The sequence below is a fragment of the Rathayibacter sp. AY1E3 genome (assembly GCF_002932235.1).
Classification (GTDB): domain Bacteria; phylum Actinomycetota; class Actinomycetes; order Actinomycetales; family Microbacteriaceae; genus Rathayibacter.
Genome location: NZ_PSVN01000004.1, coordinates 218,858 through 236,884, shown reverse-complemented (window position 1 = coordinate 236,884; position 18,027 = coordinate 218,858). Strand labels below are relative to the sequence as shown.

Below are 18,027 nucleotides of genomic sequence, written 5' to 3'. Positions count from 1 at the left end.
CCCCCGCCCCCTCGCCTCCGGGCTGATCGCGCTCGTCGCGACCGGTGCCCTGCTCTTCGGCGCGACCCCGGCCCTCGCCGCGGAGAACCCGCAGAAGCCCCTGTCCTCCTCCGAGGAGGCGCCGACCGGCCTCGCTCCCGCGAGCGAGTCGCCCGAGGCCGCCCAGCAGACCGCCCGCGCGGCCGTCAGCTACTACAACGCCCTCGTCGGCGGCGAGGAGCTGGCCGCCGGACAGCGGATCGTCTCGGGCACGAACGGCTACTCGTTCCGGATGCAGACCGACGGCAACGCCGTGCTCTACGACCCGCAGGGCCGCCCCACTTTCGCCACGAACACCCAGGGCCGCGGCGACCACCTGGTCATGCAGACCGACGGCAACATGGTCGTCTACTCCGCCAAGGGCGGCCCCGTGTGGAGCACGAACACGATCAACGAGGCGGGAGCCTCGGTGATCATGCAGCCCGACGGCAACCTCGTCGTCTACCGCGAGAACGGCTCGCCCGCCTGGGCGAGCAGCGTCCGCCGCGTCATCGCCGAGCCGGTGACCGACACGCTGTTCACGGAGCAGACCCTCCGCCCCGTCCACCAGCTCACCTCCGCCGACGGCCGCTTCAGCGCCGTCATGCAGAACGACGGCAACTTCGTCGGCTACGGCCCCCAGGGCGCCGTCTGGGGCACCGGCACCGGCGGCTCCGGCAACCGCATCACCATGCAGAAGGACGGCAACGCCGTCATTTACGGCTCCGACGGCTCCGTCAAGTGGTTCTCGGGCACGCGCGGCAAGGACCTCCGCCTGGGCATCAACAACGCCGGCTCGCTGATCATCGTGAACCCGTCCGACGACGTGATCTGGACCAGCCAGGCCGCCTTCCCCTCGACGACGCTCTACGCGGCGAACTCGCTCGAGGCGGGCAGCTTCCTCCGCTCCGCGAACGGCGTCTACCGAGCGGTGATGCAGGCGGACGGCAACTTCGTCGTCTACGGCAAGAACGGCCCGATCTGGGCGTCGAAGACCACCCGCGCAGGCGGCTTCTTCGCCCTCGACGCCAGCGGGCAGATCGCCGTGGGCACCGAGACGACGAGCGGATGGTCGGTCGTCCCGCCCGCCGCGTCGGTCGGCCCCTACAAGCTCGTCATGCAGGACGACGGCAACCTCGTCGAGTACGACAGCCGCCGCGCGGTCTGGGCCAGCCGCGGCTGACGCCCCTCCGCCACGACGCCCCCTGGTCCCCGGACCGGGGGGCGTCGTCGTCTCCCCCGCCGTGGGACGATTCCCCGACCCCGCCGCCCTCCCCGACAGGACCCCTGCGATGACGCACCTCCCCTCCGGCCGCTCCCTGACCGCCTCCCTCGCGGCGCTCGCCGCCACGGGCGCGCTCCTGCTGGGCTCGCTGCCCGCCGCCGCGGTCGAGGCCCCGCCCTCGGCGTCCTCCGCCGTCGCTTCCGCCGCGGTCCTCCGTGCCGGCGAGCAGCTCGCGCGCGGCGAGCGGCTGGTGTCCCCCGACGTCGCCTCCTCCCTCGTGATGCAGACCGACGGCAACGCCGTGGTCTACGCCGCCGGCGGCCGTCCCACCTGGGCCTCGGGCACGCAGGGGCGCGGCGACAGCCTGCGGATGCAGGACGACGGCAACCTCGTCGTGTACGCCGCGGACGGGCGCCCGGTCTGGGCGAGCGGCACGGTGGCCGACCCCGGCGGCGAGCTGCGGATGCAGGACGACGGCAATCTCGTCATCTACCGCCGCAGCGGCTCGGCCGCGTGGGCCAGCAGCATCGGCGGCCGGATCGACGAGCCGCGCACCGACACCCTCCGCCGCGGCAGCACCCTCTACGCGGGGAACCGGCTCGCCACCCCGGGAGGCACCACGGCGGTGATGCAGGCGGACGGCAACCTCGTCGTCTACGGGCAGGGCGGGGCTCTCTGGGCGAGCGGCACCCGCGGCCGGGGCGACGTCCTCCGGATGCAGGACGACGGGAACGCCGTGGTCTACACCGCGGACGGCGCGCCCGTTTGGGCCTCGGGCACGTCCGGCGAGCCGGGCGCCACGATGGTCCTCCGCGAGGGCGATCTCCGGATCGCGGACGACTCCGGCGTCCTCTGGAGCAGTGCTGCGCTCGTCGTGCGCGACTCGCTCTCCCCGAGCGGCCTCGTCGTCGCGGGCACGCGGCTGACCTCGACGAGCGGGCAGTGGCGGGCCGAGATGCAGCGCGACGGCAACTTCGTCGTCTACGGGCCGAACGGCGCGGACTGGGCGACGAACACCTCCTCCGCCTCCGGCGCCGCCTTCTCGATGAGCTCCGAGGGCCGGCTCGACGTGGCCGACTCCCGGATCCTCTGGCTGCGGTTCCCGAGGATCTCCTTCGGCATCGGCCAGAGCGGCGTCGTCGCGCCCTACCGCCTCGTGCTGCAGGACGACGGCCGCCTCGTCGAGTACGACGGCATCGGACGGGCCGTCTGGGCCAGCCGGGGCTGACGCGCGACGCATGATGGAGGGGTGAGCGACCCCGGCGACTTCATCCGCTCGGCCCTGGAGTACGAGGGCGACGTCTGGCGCGCGCAGGACGTGCGGGAGCGCCTGGGAGCAGGGCTCGACTCGACGGGCGCCTCGGTCGGGGCGGTCCGCGGCACCGTCCGCGACGCGCTGAGGAAGTTCCGCTCGCTCGAGCACGACGACGTGACAGCCCTCTCCTCCGAGCTGTGGGAGCCGGCGGTGTTCGAGCCGCGGCTGGCGGCCGTCGTGCTGCTGCAGTCCCGAGCCGAGTGGCTGCGCGGCTCCGACCTCACCCGGCTCGAGGGCTTCGTCCGCGACTCCCGCGTGGACGAGCTGAGCGACCCGCTGGCCCGCGACGTCGTCGCTCCGCTCCTGGCCGGGCTGCTTGGTGCGGCGCGGACCCGGGCGGACGCGGTCCTCGACCGCTGGGAGGCGGAGGGCGGGCGCCTGGCGCGCGCGGCCTCCCTGGCGCGGGCCTCGGTCCCGACGGAGCACGGCTGAACGGCCGCTCGGACCGACCGCCCCGCGGAGCCGGACGCCTGCTCAGGCGGCCCGGTGCTCCTGAGCCGCCGTGCCGTCCGCCACCCGGATCCGCGTGTCGAACTCCAGGCCCGGATCGACCCGGTGCGCGATCAGGACCACCGTCCGCCCCTCGGCGGCGCGGAGCAGATCCCCGAGCAGGGCGTCGGCCACGGGAGCGTCCACCGACGCCGTCGGCTCGTCCAGCACCAGGACGCGGAAGTCGGCCAGGAGTGCGCGTGCGAGGGCGATCCGCTGAGCCTGGCCGCCCGAGACGAGCGAGCCCCGCTCCCCCACCCGCGCGTCGAGCCCGCCGCGTGCAGCAAGCCAGGGGCCGAGCCCGACCCGCTCGAGCACCGCCTCGAGCACGGCGCCATCGGCCTCGGGCCGCGCGAAGAGGAGGTTCTGCCGGATCGTGTCGTCGAAGAGGTACGGCTGCTGCTCCACGAGCCCGACCCGCTTCCGCACCTCCGCCTGCGGCAGCGTGCGCGCCTCGACTCCGCCCAGGAGGTAGCTGCCGGAGTGGTCGAGGAAGCGCACCAGAGCGTGCGCGAGCGTGGTCTTCCCGGACCCGCTGCCGCCGGTGACGAGGACGCGCGCACCCTCCCGCAGGTCGAGCGAGACGCCCCGCAGCGCGGGCGTGTGCGCGCCGGGCCAGCTCACCGACAGGTCGCGCAGGACGATACCGGCGCCCCGGGGAGCCGGGGCGTCCGGGTCCACGTCCGCATCGGTCGCGAGCGCCGGCGACGCCGCCTCGGCGTCCAGATCGGCCAGGCGCTGAGCGCTCGAGAGCGCGGTGCGCGCCGCCTGCACGGCGAGCGGCGCGGCGGCGGCGACCTCGAACACCGCGAGCGGCACGAGCGCGACGACACCCAGCGCCGGACCGCCGAGGTCGCCGATCACCGGGATCCCGAGCACGAGGCCCGCCCAGACCGCACCACCCGAGCAGAGGGCGAGGACGGCCGCGGCCAGTCCGGCGGAGGCCGCCCGTCGACGCGCCGCCCGGGCGAGCGACTCCTCCGCGCGTGCCACGTCCGCCAGAGCGTCACCCGCCGCATCGAAGGCGATGAGCACGTCGAGGCGGGTGACCAGCAGGTTGAGGCGCTCGGCGAGCTCCCCGCGCAGCGGCGCCAGCTCGCGATCCGCCTGCGCGGAGAGCCGGCCGGCGCCCAGGGCCCCACCGGCGAAGGCGAGGACCAGCAGCGCCAGCAGCACGGCGCCCATCGCCGGCAGGAGCAGCCAGACGCCGACCACGGAGACCGCAGCGACCAGCGCAGCGACGACCAGCGGCTGCACGACGCGCAGCGGCACGTCCTGCTGGGCGTCGACGTCCGCCACCACCCGGGAGACCAGGTCGCCACGGCGCACGCGGCCCAGCCCGTCCGGCGCGACCGGCACCAGGCGCTCGTAGACGCCCGCCCGGAGCTCCGCGAGCGCGCGGAAGGCGGCGTCGTGGCCGGTCAGCCGCTCGAGGTAGCGGAAGAAGGCCCGCGCCAGCGCGAAGGCCCGCACGCCCACGACGGCCATGGAGAGGAACAGGATCGGCGGCTGCTCGGCCGCGCGGACGATCAGCCAGGCGGAGCAGGCCAGCAGCGCCACGACGGCGGAGGAGGAGAGCAGCCCGAAGGACAGACCCGGCAGGAAGCGGCGCGGCCCGGGCATCGCGGCGCGGAGGACGTCGGAGCGGTTCACCTCGCGACCGCCTCCGCCGGCGCCAGGGCGATCACGGCGTCGGCCGCCGCGACGGTCGCGGGCCGGTGGCTGGCGACGACGACGATCGTCCCGCTCTCCGCCAGCGACCTGAGTCCGGCGAGCAGCGCCCGCTCGGACTCGTCGTCGAGGGCGGCGGTCGGCTCGTCCAGGGCCAGCACCGCGCACCCGCGCTCGAGCAGGCGGTGCACAGCGCGGGCGACGGCGACACGGGCGCTCTGCCCGCCCGAGAGGCCCGTCCCCTCGGCGTCGAGCCGGCGCTCGGGGTCCACGTCGACGGCGGCGATCGCCAGGGCCCGCCGCACGCGCTCGGGGTCCGGCGAGAGTGCTCCGAGCCCGACGGCGGAGGCGACGCTCCCCGGGAGAAGGTCGGGCCGCTGGCCCGCCCAGGCGAGCGTCGAACGCAGATCCGCGACCGGCGACCCGCCGAGCAGCAGCGTGCCCGAGAAGGGCACGAAGCCCGCGAGCGCGGCGATCAGCGTCGACTTCCCGGACCCGCTGGGCCCGGTCACCACGGTGATCGACCCGACGGGGAGCACCGCGTCGACAGGAGCGAGCGTCCGCCCGCGTCCGTCGTCGACCGCGAGACCCCGCAGCTCGAGCGCCCCCGTCGCCGCCGGGGCCTTCCCGCGAGCGGGCAGGGCCGCCGCGCGCTCGAGGACGGCGAAGGCGCGGTCCGCCGCCTGCACCCCGTCCGCCGCCGCATGGAACTCGGCACCGACCTGGCGCACCGGCAGGAACACGTCCGGCGCCAGCACCAGGACGAACAGCCCGACGGCCAGCCCCAGCGAGCCGTCGACGAGCCGCAGCCCGATCGAGACGGCGACCAGCGCGACCGAGAGCGAGCCGGCGAGCTCCAGCACGAAGCCGCTGACGAAGGTCACCCGCAGCACCTTCATCGTGTGCACGCGGTAGTCCTCGGTCAGCGCGCGGATCCGCGTCGCCTGCCGCTCGGCCCGCCCGAAGATCTTGAGTGTTGCGAGGCCGCCGACGGTGTCGACGAAGCCGGACGCGAGCGCCTGCAGCCGCTCCCACTGCCGCGCCTGCACGGCCTGGGTCGCCCAGCCGATCAGCACCATGAACACCGGGATGAGCGGCAGGGTCACCACCAGGAACACCGCGCTGAGCGGATCGGCGAGGAAGACCACGAGCGTCAGGAGCGGCGTCGCCACCGCGGTGGCGATCAGCTGCGGGAGGTAGCGGGCGAAGTAGCCGTCGAGGGAGTCCAGTCCGCCGCCCAGCAGCGCGACGACCCCGCCCGAGCCCCCTTCGGAGCGGCCCGCCGGGCCGAACTCGACCAGTGCGGCGAGGACCGCCTGCCGCAGCTGCGCCTTCGCTCCTGCTCCTCCGCGCACCGCGTTCACCTCGGTCGCCCAGGCGAGAGCCGCCCGCGCCGCGACGACCGCGAGCAGGGCGGCCAGCAGCGGCGCGAGATCGTCGGCGCTCCTCCCGTCGACCGCACCGGCCACCAGCTGCGCCACGAGCCACGCGAAGGCGACGATCGCCAGGGTCCTCGCCAGCGCGAGCACCCCGCCGAGCAGGAGGAACACGCGGGCCGCCCGGGCGTAGCGGAGCAGGCGCGGATCGAGGGGCTTCACGTCAGTGGGCGTCGACCGGGATGTGCGCGCGGCTGATGCGCTTGCGGAAGATCCAGTAGGTCCAGGCCTGGTAGCCGACGATGAGCGGCACGAACACCAGTGCGGTCCAACTCATGACCGCCAGCGTATAGGGCGTGCTGGAGGCGTTCTCGATCGTCAGCCCGTAGGCGGGGACGTTCGAGGCCGGCATCACCGCGGGGAACAGCGTCGCGAAGAGGGCGAGCACGGCGAGCGCGATGGTGCCGGCCAGCAGCGCGAAGGCGCGTCCCTCCCGGCCTCGCGTGATCGCGAGCCAGCCGCCGACGAGGGTCGCGGCCGCGCCCGCCGAGAGCGCCCAGGAGGCGGTGCTCCCCTGGCCGAGGTTGGTCCAGGCCAGGAAGACCGCGGCGACGACCACGGTGAGCAGCCCCGCGCGGGTCGCCAGGCGGCGCGCACGCTCGCGGATACCCCCCTCCGTCTTCAGGGCGACGAAGACGACTCCGTGCGTGAAGAACAGCAGGAGGGTCGTCGCTCCGCCCAGGAGCGCGTAGGGGTTCAGCAGGTCCAGGACGGTGCCGGTGAAGTTGTGGTCGGCGTCCATCGGGACGCCCTGCACGATGTTCGCGAAGGCCACGCCCCAGAGGAAGGCGGGCACCGCGGAGCCGACGACGATCATCGTGTCGAAGCGCCGCCTCCACTGCGCCTCCGGACGCTGGTGACGGTACTCGAACGAGACGCCGCGGGCGATCAGCGCGAGCAGGATGAGCAGAAGCGGCAGGTAGAACCCGCTGAAGAGCGTGGCGTACCACTCCGGGAACGCGGCGAACAGGGCTGCGCCGGCGACGATCACCCACGTCTCGTTGAGGTCCCACACCGGGCCGATCGTGTTGATCAGCACGCGGCGGTCGGTGTCGTCGCGCCCGAGGAACGGGAGCGACATGCCGACGCCGAAGTCGAACCCGTCGAGGACGAAGTAGCCGATGAAGAAGAAGGCGACGATCCAGAACCAGAGAACGGCGAGATCCATGAGGGGTGCCTCCTAGTAGACGGTGCCGACGAGCTGCGGGCGACCGCTCTCCTCGTCGACCTCGGGAGCGTCGTCGGGGCCGGCCTGCGCGGCCCGCTTGATCAGGCGGAACTCGACCACGGCGAGCGTGCCGTAGATCGCGGTGAAGGCGAGCAGCGAGATCAGGACCTCGACGCCGCTCACTCCGGGCGAGACTCCGTCGGCGGTCTTCAGCAGCCCGAAAACGAGCCACGGCTGGCGGCCCATCTCGGTGAAGACCCAGCCCACGATCATCGCCATCAGCGGCAGCGGGGCGGCCCAGATCGCGACCTTCCACATCCACTGCTTCGGCTCGCGGCCCTTCCGGGTGAACCAGAGGCCGGCCGCGGCCACGCCGATGGCCAGGACGCCGAGCGCCATCATCCAGCGGAACGACCAGTAGGTGACCCAGATGATCGGCGTGTAGTCGCCGGGTCCGTAGACCTGGGTGTACTGGGCCTGGAGGTCGTTGATGCCCTCGACCGTGCCGGTGAAGGTGTGCGTCGAGAGGAAGGAGAGCAGGTAGGGGATGCGGATCGAGAACAGCTCGCTCGAGCCGTCCGGCGTGCCCCAGGTGAAGACGGAGAAGGAGGCGTCGACGCCTGTGGAGGTCCTGTAGAGCGCCTCCGCGGCCGCCATCTTCATCGGCTGCGTGTCGACCATCGCGAGGCCCAGCGAGTCGCCGGTGAACAGGGTCAGGCCGCCGCTGACGAGCATCATCCAGGCGCCGAACCTCAGCGCGGGGCGCATGGTCTCGAGGTGCTGGTTCCGGGAGAGGTGGTAGGCCGCGACGCTGATGATGACGGCGGCCGAGACCATGAAGCAGGCGAAGATCGTGTGCGGGAACGCGGCGAGAGCGACCTTGTTGGTGAGGAGCGCCCAGATGTCGGTGAGCTCCGCGCGGCCCTTGGTCTCGTTGATGCGGAAGCCGACCGGGTTCTGCATGAACGCGTTCGCGGCGATGATGAAGTAGGCCGAGAGCGTGGTGCCGAGCGTGGTCAGCCAGATGGTGGCCAGGTGCAGCTTCTCGGGCAGCTTGTCCCAGCCGAAGATCCAGAGGCCGATGAAGGTCGCCTCGAGGAAGAAGGCGAGCAGGCCCTCGAACGCCAGCGGGGCCCCGAAGACGTCGCCGACGAAGCGGGAGTAGTCGCTCCAGTTCATCCCGAACTGGAACTCCTGGACGATCCCGGTCACGACGCCCATCGCGAAGTTGATCAGGAAGAGCTTCCCGAAGAACTTCGTCAGCTGCAGGTAGTGCACCTTCCCGGTGCGCACCCAGCAGGTCTGGAAGATCGCGACGGTGAGCGCCATGCCGATCGTGAGCGGCACGAACAGGAAGTGGTAGATCGTCGTCAGACCGAACTGCCATCTCGACAGCAGGAGCGGGTCCAGGAGTTCGTTCACAGCTCCGAGAGTAGGTCGGCGGAAGGGGTCCGACGGCCTTCGATCCCAGTACGGGGGCGGATGTGCGGCCTTCCGCGAGCTCCTGGCGGCACCCTTTCCGGGGTGGCCCCGGACGCCCCTCCGAGCGCTCCCGCCGACCGGTCGCTCGACGTCGAGACAGTCCCTCTCGACGTCGAGGGAGTCCACCGCGCGGCGACTGCCGAGCGGGGCTCGCCTCCGACGGACGCGCCGCCGCCGGCCTCTCGACACCGAGCGATCAGGCGGGCGACGGAGCGCTGAGACTTCCTCTCACGGGCCTTCAGCGGATTCCCAGGCGCACATCCGCGAGATCGGCTCTGGGAATCCGTTCACCGCGCGACGCATCGATGGACTCGCCCGGTGAAGAGACTCCCGGGGCCGCTGCCGAGGCGCCGTCGGCGGGCGCCCCACGGTCAGCCGGCGTCGACGCGCGAGCGGGAGCCGGAGAACCAGGCGGGCGCCTGGAAGCCGTACTTCAGCACGGGCAGGTCGCGGGTGAGGCGCCAGTAGCCCAGTGCCGCCGCGACGCCGATCCCGCAGACCAGGAGCGGCACGACCGGCCCGATGACGTCGAGCCAGCGCTCTCCGTCGAAGAGCAGCAGGGCGCTCGTGGCGAGCGAGACGAAGAGGACGTGCACCACGTACACCGGGAGCGTGTTGCGGCCGATGAAGGTGATCCAGCCCGCGCCGCGCCGGTTCGAGAGGAAGCGGGCGACCACGAGCCCGGCGAGGACCGCCAGCACGCTCACCAGGACCAGCCCGATCGTCAGCAGCGGGAAGCGGGCGCGGACGGCGAGGATCACGCCGGCGAGCACGAGGAACAGCACGCCGAAGCCGACTCCGCTGAGGATCCCGCGGCGCTCCACGAACGCGATCACCGCGTTCCGCAGGTAGAGGCCGAGCAGGAAGAACATCAGGTAGCGGGCCATGCCGTCCCAGGCGATGTTCCCGGTGCCCTCGGAGGTGCTGGAGCGGACGGCGTACCAGACCACGGCGATCGCGGTCGCGATGCCGATCTGCACCCGCCAGTCGATCCGGCCCTGCGCGAGCTTGGCGGCCACGAAGAAGATCGTGAGCGCGTAGAGGAACCAGAGCCCGTTGTGCGGCATCACCGGCTGGAGGAGCAGCGCGAGCGGGTCGGACTCGTCGGTGCCGCCCGGGTTGGGCACCACCAGGAAGAAGAGGAACCGCACCACGGACCAGAGCAGGAAGGCCCAGACCAGCAGGCTCAGCCGCGAACGCCAGAGCTCCGGCCACGACCGGGTGAGCACGGAGCCGGCGAACAGCCCCGAGGCGAGGAAGAACAGCGGCATCCGGAAGGTGATGAGGAGGAGGTTGATCTCGTTCCACGAGTCGGGGGCGATCCCGGCCGTCGTGGTCCACTGCACGGAGTGGGCCAGGGCGACCAGGATGATCGCGATGCCCTTCGCCGTGTCCACCCAGGTGATGCGTGCGCGTGCCATGAGTCCTCGTCGTGATTGTCCATCGGAAGTCGGCCGGCGGCGACGATGGCGATGGCGATGTGCAAGTGTTGCACGGCTGTGCATCCTCTGTGATGTTCTGCGCGGATCCGATCACGGCGATCCGGTGACGGAGAGACGGCCACCGGGTGCGCGGGTCCTCGGACGGCCTCCTCGTGGACGACGCGCCCCCGCCGATGCCCGAGGATCGAGCCATGACTCGAGCGACGCCCTCCGGCTCCGCCCCCGGCCCCCGCCGCATCCGCCTCCGCCTCCTGGTCGCGCTGCTGGTGCTCGCGCTGGTCCTCGCCGGCGCGGGCATCGCCCTCTCGCTCGCCTCGCGGAGCGGAGGCGCGGGCGCTCCGGCCGCGAGCTCCCCCGACCCCGGCCCGACCTCCTCCGTCGACATGGCCGAGCGCGTCGCCGGTCTCGAGAAGCGCTTCGCCGCCGGGTTCCCGCAGCACAGCATCGTCCTCACGGGCAGCTCCACGATCGGCCGCTGGACGACCTCCAAGGAGGACCTGCGTCCGCTCGAGACCTACAACATCGGGATCGGCGGCACGACCGTCGCCGATCACCTCGCGTGGCTGGACCGCATGGTCGCCCCCTTCGATCCCCGCGCCGTGATCGTGTACGTGGGAGCGAATGACATCAGCGGCGAGGAGGGCTCGCGCACCGGCGCCCAGACCGCCGGCGCCGTCGTCGAGTACCTCCAGCGCGTGGAGGAGGTCGCCCCCGACGCCGAGCTGTTCTACGTCGAGATCGCGGAGACGCCTGCCCGCGCCTCCGTCGGCGCCGAGGTCCGCGCCGCCAACACCGCGGTCAGCGCCTACGCCGAGACGGACGACCGCGTCACCTTCGTCCCCACCGCCGACGCGCTCGTCACCTCCGACGGCTCTGTCGACCCCTCCCTCTTCGTCGACGACGGCCTGCACTTCGACGAGGCCGGCTACGCCCGGTTCTCGGAGGCGGTCCGCGCGGTGGTCCTGCCCGCTCTGGAGTGAACCGGCGGGCCGACGCACTGCAGCCCCGCTCGACGTGAGCGGCCCGGGGACACCGCGCCCGGAGCCCCCAGTGTTGACCCTGAAGGGGGACACGGCCCCTCCGCCGCGCGCGCCTATCCTGGCCCCGCGTCATCGCCGACAGCGCCCTCTGCACCGCCGCAGACCGCCGCTCGCTCAGCAGCGCCGACCGTCTCGGAGTCACCGATGCCCCGCTCGAGGATCCGCCCCCGCGGTCTTGCCCTGCTCACCGTCCTGGCGATCACGGCCGCCGCGCTCGTCGCCGGGCCCGCGGGTCCGGCGTCCGCCGCTCCCGTCGTGCCCGCCGGCTTCACCGACTCCCGGGTGGCGGCCGTCCCCGCGCCGACCGCCCTCGCCTTCACGACCGACGGGCGCACCCTCGTCTCCTCGCAGACCGGAGCGATCCGGGTGATCCGCGGAGGCAGCCTTGTCGCCACTCCGGCCCTCGACCTGCGCTCGAAGGTCTGCGCCAACGGCGAGCGCGGCGTGCTCGGCCTCGCGGTCGACCCGGCACCGGGCTCGCGCACCGTCGTCGTCTACTACACCGCGAAGGGCTCCGACTCCTCCTGCCCGACCAACGCCGGCGGCACGGTGAACCCCGCGGGAGCCCCGCGCAACCGCGTCTCCTCGTTCCAGCTCGGCACCGACGACCGCATCGACCCGGCCTCCGAGCGCGTCCTCCTCGACGGCATCTACTCCCCCGCGAGCAACCACAACGGCGGCGACCTCGCCATCGGCAAGGACGGCCTGCTCTACGTCAGCGTCGGCGACGGCGGCTGCGACTACCGCGGCGGAGTCGGCTCGCCGGGCGGCAGCGGCTGCGGCGGCCGGAACGACGCCGCCCGCGACCCGAACATCCTGAACGGCAAGATCCTCCGGATCACCCTCACCGGGGGCGTCCCGGCCGGCAACCCCTACCTGGGCACCGGGACCGCCTCCTGCCGGCTCGCCCCGGCCGCCGCGGGCGTGCGCTGCCGCGAGACGTTCGCGAGCGGCCTGCGCAATCCGTTCCGGATGGCCTTCGACCCGAACGCGACCGGCACCGTCTTCCGCATCAACGACGTGGGCCAGGACGCCTGGGAGGAGATCGACCAGGGCGTCGCCGGCGCCGACTACGGCTGGAACACCCGTGAGGGCCACTGCGCGAAGACCGGCTCGGCCTCGAACTGCGGAGCCGCGGCGCCCGCCGGGCTCACCGACCCGGTCCACGACTACGCGCACAGCAGCGGCTGCGCCTCGATCACGGGCGGCGCCTACGTCCCCCGCGGCGTCTGGCCGGCCGCCTACGACGGCGCGTACCTCTTCGGCGACTACGTGTGCGGGAAGATCCGGACCCTCGGCCGCACCGGCGCGGCCGGCGACCTCGTGACCGGCCTCGGCGGCAGCAGCGCCGTCGCCATGGCCTTCGGCCCCTCGCGCGGGACCCAGGACCTCTTCTACACCAGCTACGCGAACGGCGGCGAGGTCCGGCGCCTCGCCTACACCGCCGCGGCGAACCGCGCCCCGACCGCGGCCCTCACCGCCGCCCCCTCCTCCGGCGCGGCTCCTCTCGCCGCGCGGCTGAACGGCTCGGGCAGCAGCGACCCGGAGGGCAGTGCCCTGACCTACCTGTGGTCGTTCGGCGACGGCACCCCCGACCGCATCACGACCGGCCCGACCTTCACCCACAGCTACGCCGCCGGCAGCTGGACCGCGTCCCTCCGCGTCCGCGATCCGAAGGGAGCCGTCTCCGCCCCCGCGACGACGAGGATCACCTCGGGCGACAGTGCCCCGACGGTGAGCATCACCGCACCCGCCGACGGAGGGGTGTTCGTCACGGGCCGGAGCTACGGCCTCCGCGCCACGGCGACCGACGCCGAGGACGGCGTCCTTCCCGCCTCGGCGCTCACCTGGACCGTCCAGCGTCGCCACGCTCAGCACACCCATCCCTTCCTCGGGCCGCTGGCGGGGAACGACCTCTCCTTCGTCGCCCCCGGCCCGGAGGACCTCGCCGCCGCCGCGGACAGCGACCTCCTGATCAGCGTCACGGCGACGGACTCGAGCGGAGTGTCGACGACGGCGACGCGGACGTTCTCCCCACAGAAGGTCTCCGTCACCCTGGCCACCGCTCCCGCCGGCCGGACGGTCGTCGTCAACGGCACCGAGGTCGCCGGAGGCACGACCGTCGTCTCGTGGGCGGGCTCGGCCCTCCAGCTGGAGGTCCCGGACCAGACCGACGCGTCGGGCACGGCCTACCGGTTCTCGTCCTGGTCGGACGGCGGCGCCGCCTCGCACAGCGTCGTCACTCCCGGGAGCAGCACCACGCTGACGGCGACCCTCGTCGCCGCCGGGCTCCCCGGCGCGCCGACCGCGGTCACCGCCACGGCGGGCTCGGACGGCACGGCGACGCTCGCGTGGTCGCCCCCCGCGGGGACCGGTGGCTCGGCGGTCACCGGCTACCGGGTGTCGCGCGACGGGTCCGACACGAGCGGAGCCGGAGCCTGGAGCGCCGTGGTCGCCGCGACCAAGCGCTCGCAGACCTTCACGAAGCTGGTCCCGGGCCGCAGCTACACCCTCTCGGTGCAGGCGGTCACGGCGAACGGCACCGGCCCGGCGGCCTCCGCGCTCGTCGCCGTCCCCTGACCGCTCGGCGTCCACCGGCCTCCCGGGCGCAGCCCTGCCGCCGCCCAGCCGTGCGCCCCTACGATCGAGCCATGCCGAGCATCCGGAGCCGCCGTCGGCCCCAGCCCTTGATCGAATCCGCGGCGGGCGGGGGCGCCCGGTGAACGACACCCTCACCGGGATCCTGGACTTCGTCGTCAGCGTCCCCCCGGTCTGGCGGACGCTCCTCGCCGGACTCGCGATCTTCTTCGAGACCACGATCCTGGCGGGCCTCGTCGTCCCCGGCGACACGATCGTGATCGTCAGCGCGACCGGCGTGACCAGCCCGCTGCAGTTCGCGGCGCTGGCCGTCACGGTCGTCATCGGCGCCCTCTGCGGCGAGTCCGTCGGCTTCTACCTCGGCCGCTGGTTCGGGCCGCGGATCCGCGCGTCGCGCCTGGGACGCCGGCTCGGCGAGAAGAACTGGCTGAAGGCCGAGCGCTACCTCGCGCGGCGCGGCGGGTTCGCCGTGTTCCTCTCGCGATTCCTGCCGGTGCTGCACTCGCTGATCCCGCTGACGGTGGGGATGAGCGGGATGCGCTATCGGACCTTCATGGCCTGGACGATCCCGGCGTGCGTGCTCTGGTCGTCCGCCTACGTCGGCGTCGGCGCGGCCGCGGCGGGCAGCTACCGGGAGCTCTCGGAGAGCCTGCACGGCGCCGGCTACGTCTTCGTGGGCGTCATCGTCGTCTTCGCCCTGCTCGTGCTCCTCGGGAAGAAGCTCCTGAACAGAGCGGAGGCGCGTCACCTCGACGAGTGACGCGCCTCCGGGCGTGGATCCGGGGAGGATCAGTCGACGAGACCCGCCGACTTCAGCCACTCGCCCGCGATCGCGGACGCGGACTTCTGCTCGTTGACGCTCTCGGAGTTGAGGGCGACGAGGTCGTCCGCCGTGAGCTTCGCGCTGACCGCGTTCAGCACCTCGGCCGCGTCGTCCGTGATCTTGCTCGAGACGATCGGCACGACGTTGTCGGCCACGAACAGTCCGTCCGGGTCCTCGAGAGCGACGAGGTCGTTCTTCTGGATGTTCGGGTCGGCCGTGTAGACGTTCGCCAGCTGGATCTGGTCGCTGGTGAGCGCGTCGACGGTGGTCGATCCGCCGCTGTCCTCGATCGCCTGGAAGGTGGTCGTGATGCCGTACTTCGACTGCAGGGTGTCGGGCCCGTAGGGGCGCGTCTGCAGCTCGGAGTTGCCGCCGACCACGATCGGGTCGGTGACGTTCTTGAGCGACGCGATGTCGGTCAGGTCCCACTTGTCGGCGAAGGCCTGGGTGACGGTGTACGAGTTCTGGTCGCTGGCCTCGGCGGCGTCGAGGGCGCGGAGGCCGTCGGGCAGCGCGTCGCCGAGCGCGGAGTACACGTCGTCGGCGGTGGTGGCCGTCGCGTCGGGCTCGAGCGCCTGCAGGAGGCTGCCGTCGTACTCCGGGAAGACGTCGATGGATCCGCTCTCGATCTCGGGCAGGTAGATCTCGCGCTGGCCGATGCGCAGCTGGCGGTCGACGGTGAAGCCGTCGTTCTCCAGGGCCTGCGCGTAGATCTCGGCGAGGATCTCGTTCGAGTAGTAGTCCTGCGAGCCGACCACGATGGTCTCGCTGCCCGCAGTCGCACCCGATCCCTCATCGAGCGGATCGCTCGAGGAACACCCTGCCAGTGCCACGACGGCACCGACCGCGAGTGCGCTGAGCGCGACACGGCCCTTCGTGAAATGTGCTGTGAACATTGCTATTTCCCTTCTTCGATGGGGATTCCCATCACCGCGCGTCGTCGGGGCGACGAGGCGCGGGAACCTGTGCGGCCGGCGGTGCCGGCCAGGCCGAGCACGACTCCGCGCGGCACGGCGAGCCGCTGGAGGAGGGCGAACAGGACCTCGCTGAGGAGCGTCAGCACGATCACCAGGATCGAGCCGGCGAGCATCTGCGGGTAGTCCCCCGACTTCACTCCGCGGAAGATGTACTGCCCGAGGCCGCCGGCGCCGATGTAGTCGGCGAGCGTGGCGGTCGCGATGATCTGCAGCGCCGCCGAGCGGAGCCCGCCGATCAGCAGCGGCAGCCCCAGCGGGATCTCGACCTTCGTCAGGATCTGCCACTCGGTCATGCCCATCGAGCGCGCCGCGTCGACCGTGCGGCGGTCGACCGCCTCGAGCCCGGAGTACGCGCCGGCGAGCACCGACGGGATCGCGAGCACGACGAGGGCGATCACCGGAGCGCCGAGGCCGAGCCCCAGGCTCATCGCCGCGAGGACGAGCACGCCCAGCGTCGGCAGGGCGCGCAGACCGCCTGCGACCGGCACGGCGATGCCCTTGCCGCGCCCGGTGTGCCCGATCAGGTAGCCGATCGGGATCGCGATCGCGGCCGCGATCACGAGCACCAGCAGGCTGATGCCGACGTGCTGGGCGACACGGGTCGGGATCGCGTAGACCCCGGTCCAGTGCGCGGGGTCGGCGATCCAGGCGAAGGCCTCGGCGATAAGGTTCACGACGTCACCGCCCTCTCGACCGCGACCGGTCTGCGCGAGCGGCGCGTGCGGTCCAGAGCCGTCCAGGGCATGAGGAGACGGCCGATCAGCACCAGCAGTCCGTCGAGCACCAGCGCGAGGACGATCGTGAGGACGATGCCCGTGACGATCTCACCGGTGATGCCGCGCTGGAAGCCGTCGGTGAAGAGCAGGCCGAGGCTCTGGATCCCGAGCACCGCGCCGACCGTCACCAGGCTGACCGTGCTGACCGTGACCACGCGCAGGCCCGAGAGCAGGACCGGGCCGGCCAGCGGGAACTCGACCCGCCAGAAGCGCGCCCAGCCGGAGTAGCCCATCGCGGTCGCCGACTGGCGGACGTCGTCCGACACCGCGCCCAGTGCGTCCGAGGTGGTGCGGACCATCAGCGCGACGCCGTAGAGGGTGAGACCCGTGATCACGTTGGCGGTCGAGCGGAGCGGGATGCCCAGCAGGACCGGCAGCAGGATGAACATGGCCAGCGAGGGGATGGCGTAGAGCACGCCGAGCCCTGTCAGCAGGGTGCCGCGGCTCCAGCGGTAGCGGTTCGCGAACCAGCCGAACGGCAGCGAGACGAGGAAGCTGAGCAGGATCGGCGGGACCGACAGGGCCAGGTGCGCCAGCAGGTTCGCGACGATCGCGTCCGTGTTGTTGACGACCCAGTTCACGCGGCGGGGCCGTCCTGCGCGCGCAGCACTCCGGTCGGGCGCCCGTCGCCGTCGACCACGATGCGGGCGCCGTCGCGCTCCTCGATCCGGAGCGAGCGCTTGCCGCGGTCGGCACCGACGAAGCCGGCGACGAACTCGCTCGCGGGGTTCGCCAGGATCTCGGCGGGCGAGCCCTTCTGCGCGATCCGGCCGCCCTTCTCGAGGATGACGACCTGGTCGCCGAGGAGGAACGCCTCGTCGATGTCGTGGGTGACGAAGACCACGGTCTTGTCGAGCTCGTCCTGGAGCCGCAGGGTCTCGCGCTGCAGGTCGGCGCGCACGAGAGGGTCGACCGCCCCGAACGGCTCGTCCATCAGCAGGATGTTCGGGTCGACCGCCAGGCCGCGCGCCACACCGACGCGCTGCTGCTGGCCGCCTGAGAGCTGGCTGGGGTACCGGGCGGCGAGCGCACGGTCCAGTCCGACCGTGTCCATCAGCTCGAGCGCGCGGGCGTGCGCCTGCTTCTTGGCGACCCCGTTCAGCCTCGGCACGGTCGCGATGTTGTCGATGACCTTGCGGTGCGGCAGGAGGCCGGAGTTCTGCATCACGTAGCCGATGCGGCGGCGGAGCGCGACGGCGGGCAGGGACGAGATGTCCTCGCCGTCGATCTCGATGGTGCCGGAGGTCGGCTCGATCATCCGGTTGATCATGCGGAGGATCGTGGTCTTCCCGCAGCCCGAGGAGCCGACGAAGACGGTCGTCTGCCGGGAGGGCAGCACGAGCGAGAAGTCGTCGACCGCCCGCGTGCCGTCCGGGTACTGCTTGCTGACGTTGCGGAACTCGATCACGAGGCCGCCCGCCGTCCGGCGGTGTGCGCGCCGATCTGTCCCTGGTCCACGACTGTGCCCGCTCTCGCTCCGCGCGTCCGGCCGTTGCACGGCCCGCGGCCCCGAACGGGGCCAGGCGGCAAGGAAAACACCAATAGCAGCCGCCTGCCAACCCGGACC

Annotated in this window: 15 protein-coding genes; 6 read left to right on the top strand and 9 right to left on the bottom strand. The window is 72.7% G+C overall.

Going from position 1 to position 18,027, the window contains the following annotated elements:
• The 3 genes from C5C53_RS05385 to C5C53_RS05375 all read left to right on the top strand — a co-directional run.
• On the top strand, positions 1-1,201 hold a 1,201-nt coding region (locus C5C53_RS05385), incomplete at its 5' end, for a hypothetical protein (protein ID WP_104267015.1).
• A gap of 109 nt (positions 1,202-1,310) precedes the next feature.
• Positions 1,311-2,471 carry a hypothetical protein gene (locus C5C53_RS05380; RefSeq protein ID WP_104267014.1) on the top strand — a complete coding sequence of 387 codons (1,161 nt, stop codon included), beginning with the start codon at positions 1,311-1,313 and terminating at the stop codon, positions 2,469-2,471.
• Between the two features lie 21 nt (positions 2,472-2,492).
• Positions 2,493-2,990, top strand: coding sequence for a DNA alkylation repair protein (locus C5C53_RS05375; RefSeq protein WP_104233754.1), 498 nt, complete (start codon positions 2,493-2,495; stop codon positions 2,988-2,990).
• A gap of 42 nt (positions 2,991-3,032) precedes the next feature.
• Here the strand turns inward: C5C53_RS05375 and cydC are convergent, their stop codons facing one another.
• From cydC to C5C53_RS05350, 5 genes are all read right to left on the bottom strand, one after another.
• Entirely contained in the window at positions 3,033-4,700 is a 1,668-nt protein-coding gene (cydC, locus tag C5C53_RS05370; protein ID WP_104267013.1) for a thiol reductant ABC exporter subunit CydC, read from the bottom strand.
• Positions 4,697-6,316, bottom strand: coding sequence for a thiol reductant ABC exporter subunit CydD (gene cydD, locus C5C53_RS05365; RefSeq protein WP_104267012.1), 1,620 nt, complete (start codon positions 6,314-6,316; stop codon positions 4,697-4,699). The genes cydC and cydD overlap by 4 nt, the downstream gene beginning before the upstream one ends.
• A 1-nt stretch (position 6,317) precedes the next feature.
• Entirely contained in the window at positions 6,318-7,322 is a 1,005-nt protein-coding gene (gene cydB, locus C5C53_RS05360) for a cytochrome d ubiquinol oxidase subunit II (RefSeq protein WP_104267011.1), read from the bottom strand.
• Positions 7,323-7,334: 12 nt separating this feature from the next.
• On the bottom strand, positions 7,335-8,744 hold the full coding sequence (locus C5C53_RS05355; RefSeq protein WP_104267010.1) for a cytochrome ubiquinol oxidase subunit I: 1,410 nt from the start codon (positions 8,742-8,744) through the stop codon (positions 7,335-7,337).
• A 431-nt stretch (positions 8,745-9,175) separates the two neighbouring features.
• Complete coding sequence (locus tag C5C53_RS05350) at positions 9,176-10,225, bottom strand: acyltransferase family protein (RefSeq protein WP_104348320.1); 1,050 nt, start codon at positions 10,223-10,225, stop codon at positions 9,176-9,178.
• Positions 10,226-10,437: 212 nt separating this feature from the next.
• Here C5C53_RS05350 and C5C53_RS05345 point away from each other — a divergent pair, with 212 nt between their 5' ends.
• The 3 genes from C5C53_RS05345 to C5C53_RS05335 all read left to right on the top strand — a co-directional run bounded on the left by C5C53_RS05345 (position 10,438) and on the right by C5C53_RS05335 (position 14,644).
• A complete protein-coding gene (locus C5C53_RS05345; protein ID WP_146083679.1) occupies positions 10,438-11,226 on the top strand; it encodes a GDSL-type esterase/lipase family protein in 789 nt (262 codons plus the stop codon).
• 204 nt (positions 11,227-11,430) lie between these two features.
• Positions 11,431-13,866: a PQQ-dependent sugar dehydrogenase gene (locus C5C53_RS05340; protein ID WP_104267008.1), complete on the top strand. Its 2,436-nt coding sequence runs from the start codon at positions 11,431-11,433 to the stop codon at positions 13,864-13,866.
• Positions 13,867-14,005: 139 nt separating this feature from the next.
• Complete coding sequence (locus tag C5C53_RS05335) at positions 14,006-14,644, top strand: DedA family protein (RefSeq protein ID WP_104223112.1); 639 nt, start codon at positions 14,006-14,008, stop codon at positions 14,642-14,644.
• 29 nt (positions 14,645-14,673) lie between these two features.
• On the opposite strand, the gene C5C53_RS05330 is transcribed toward C5C53_RS05335, so the two are convergent.
• From C5C53_RS05330 to C5C53_RS05315, 4 genes are read right to left on the bottom strand one after another with little or no spacing between them, the layout of a single operon-like run.
• Positions 14,674-15,603, bottom strand: coding sequence for an ABC transporter substrate-binding protein (locus C5C53_RS05330; protein ID WP_104223111.1), 930 nt, complete (start codon positions 15,601-15,603; stop codon positions 14,674-14,676).
• 2 nt (positions 15,604-15,605) lie between these two features.
• Positions 15,606-16,358 carry an ABC transporter permease gene (locus tag C5C53_RS05325; protein ID WP_104225632.1) on the bottom strand — a complete coding sequence of 251 codons (753 nt, stop codon included), beginning with the start codon at positions 16,356-16,358 and terminating at the stop codon, positions 15,606-15,608.
• On the bottom strand, positions 16,355-17,041 hold the full coding sequence (locus C5C53_RS05320; RefSeq protein WP_104223109.1) for an ABC transporter permease: 687 nt from the start codon (positions 17,039-17,041) through the stop codon (positions 16,355-16,357). Before C5C53_RS05320 ends, C5C53_RS05325 begins: the two co-directional genes overlap by 4 nt.
• Complete coding sequence (locus C5C53_RS05315; RefSeq protein WP_104225631.1) at positions 17,038-17,868, bottom strand: ABC transporter ATP-binding protein; 831 nt, start codon at positions 17,866-17,868, stop codon at positions 17,038-17,040. The genes C5C53_RS05320 and C5C53_RS05315 overlap by 4 nt, the downstream gene beginning before the upstream one ends.
• Between the last annotated feature and the right edge of the window lie 159 nt (positions 17,869-18,027).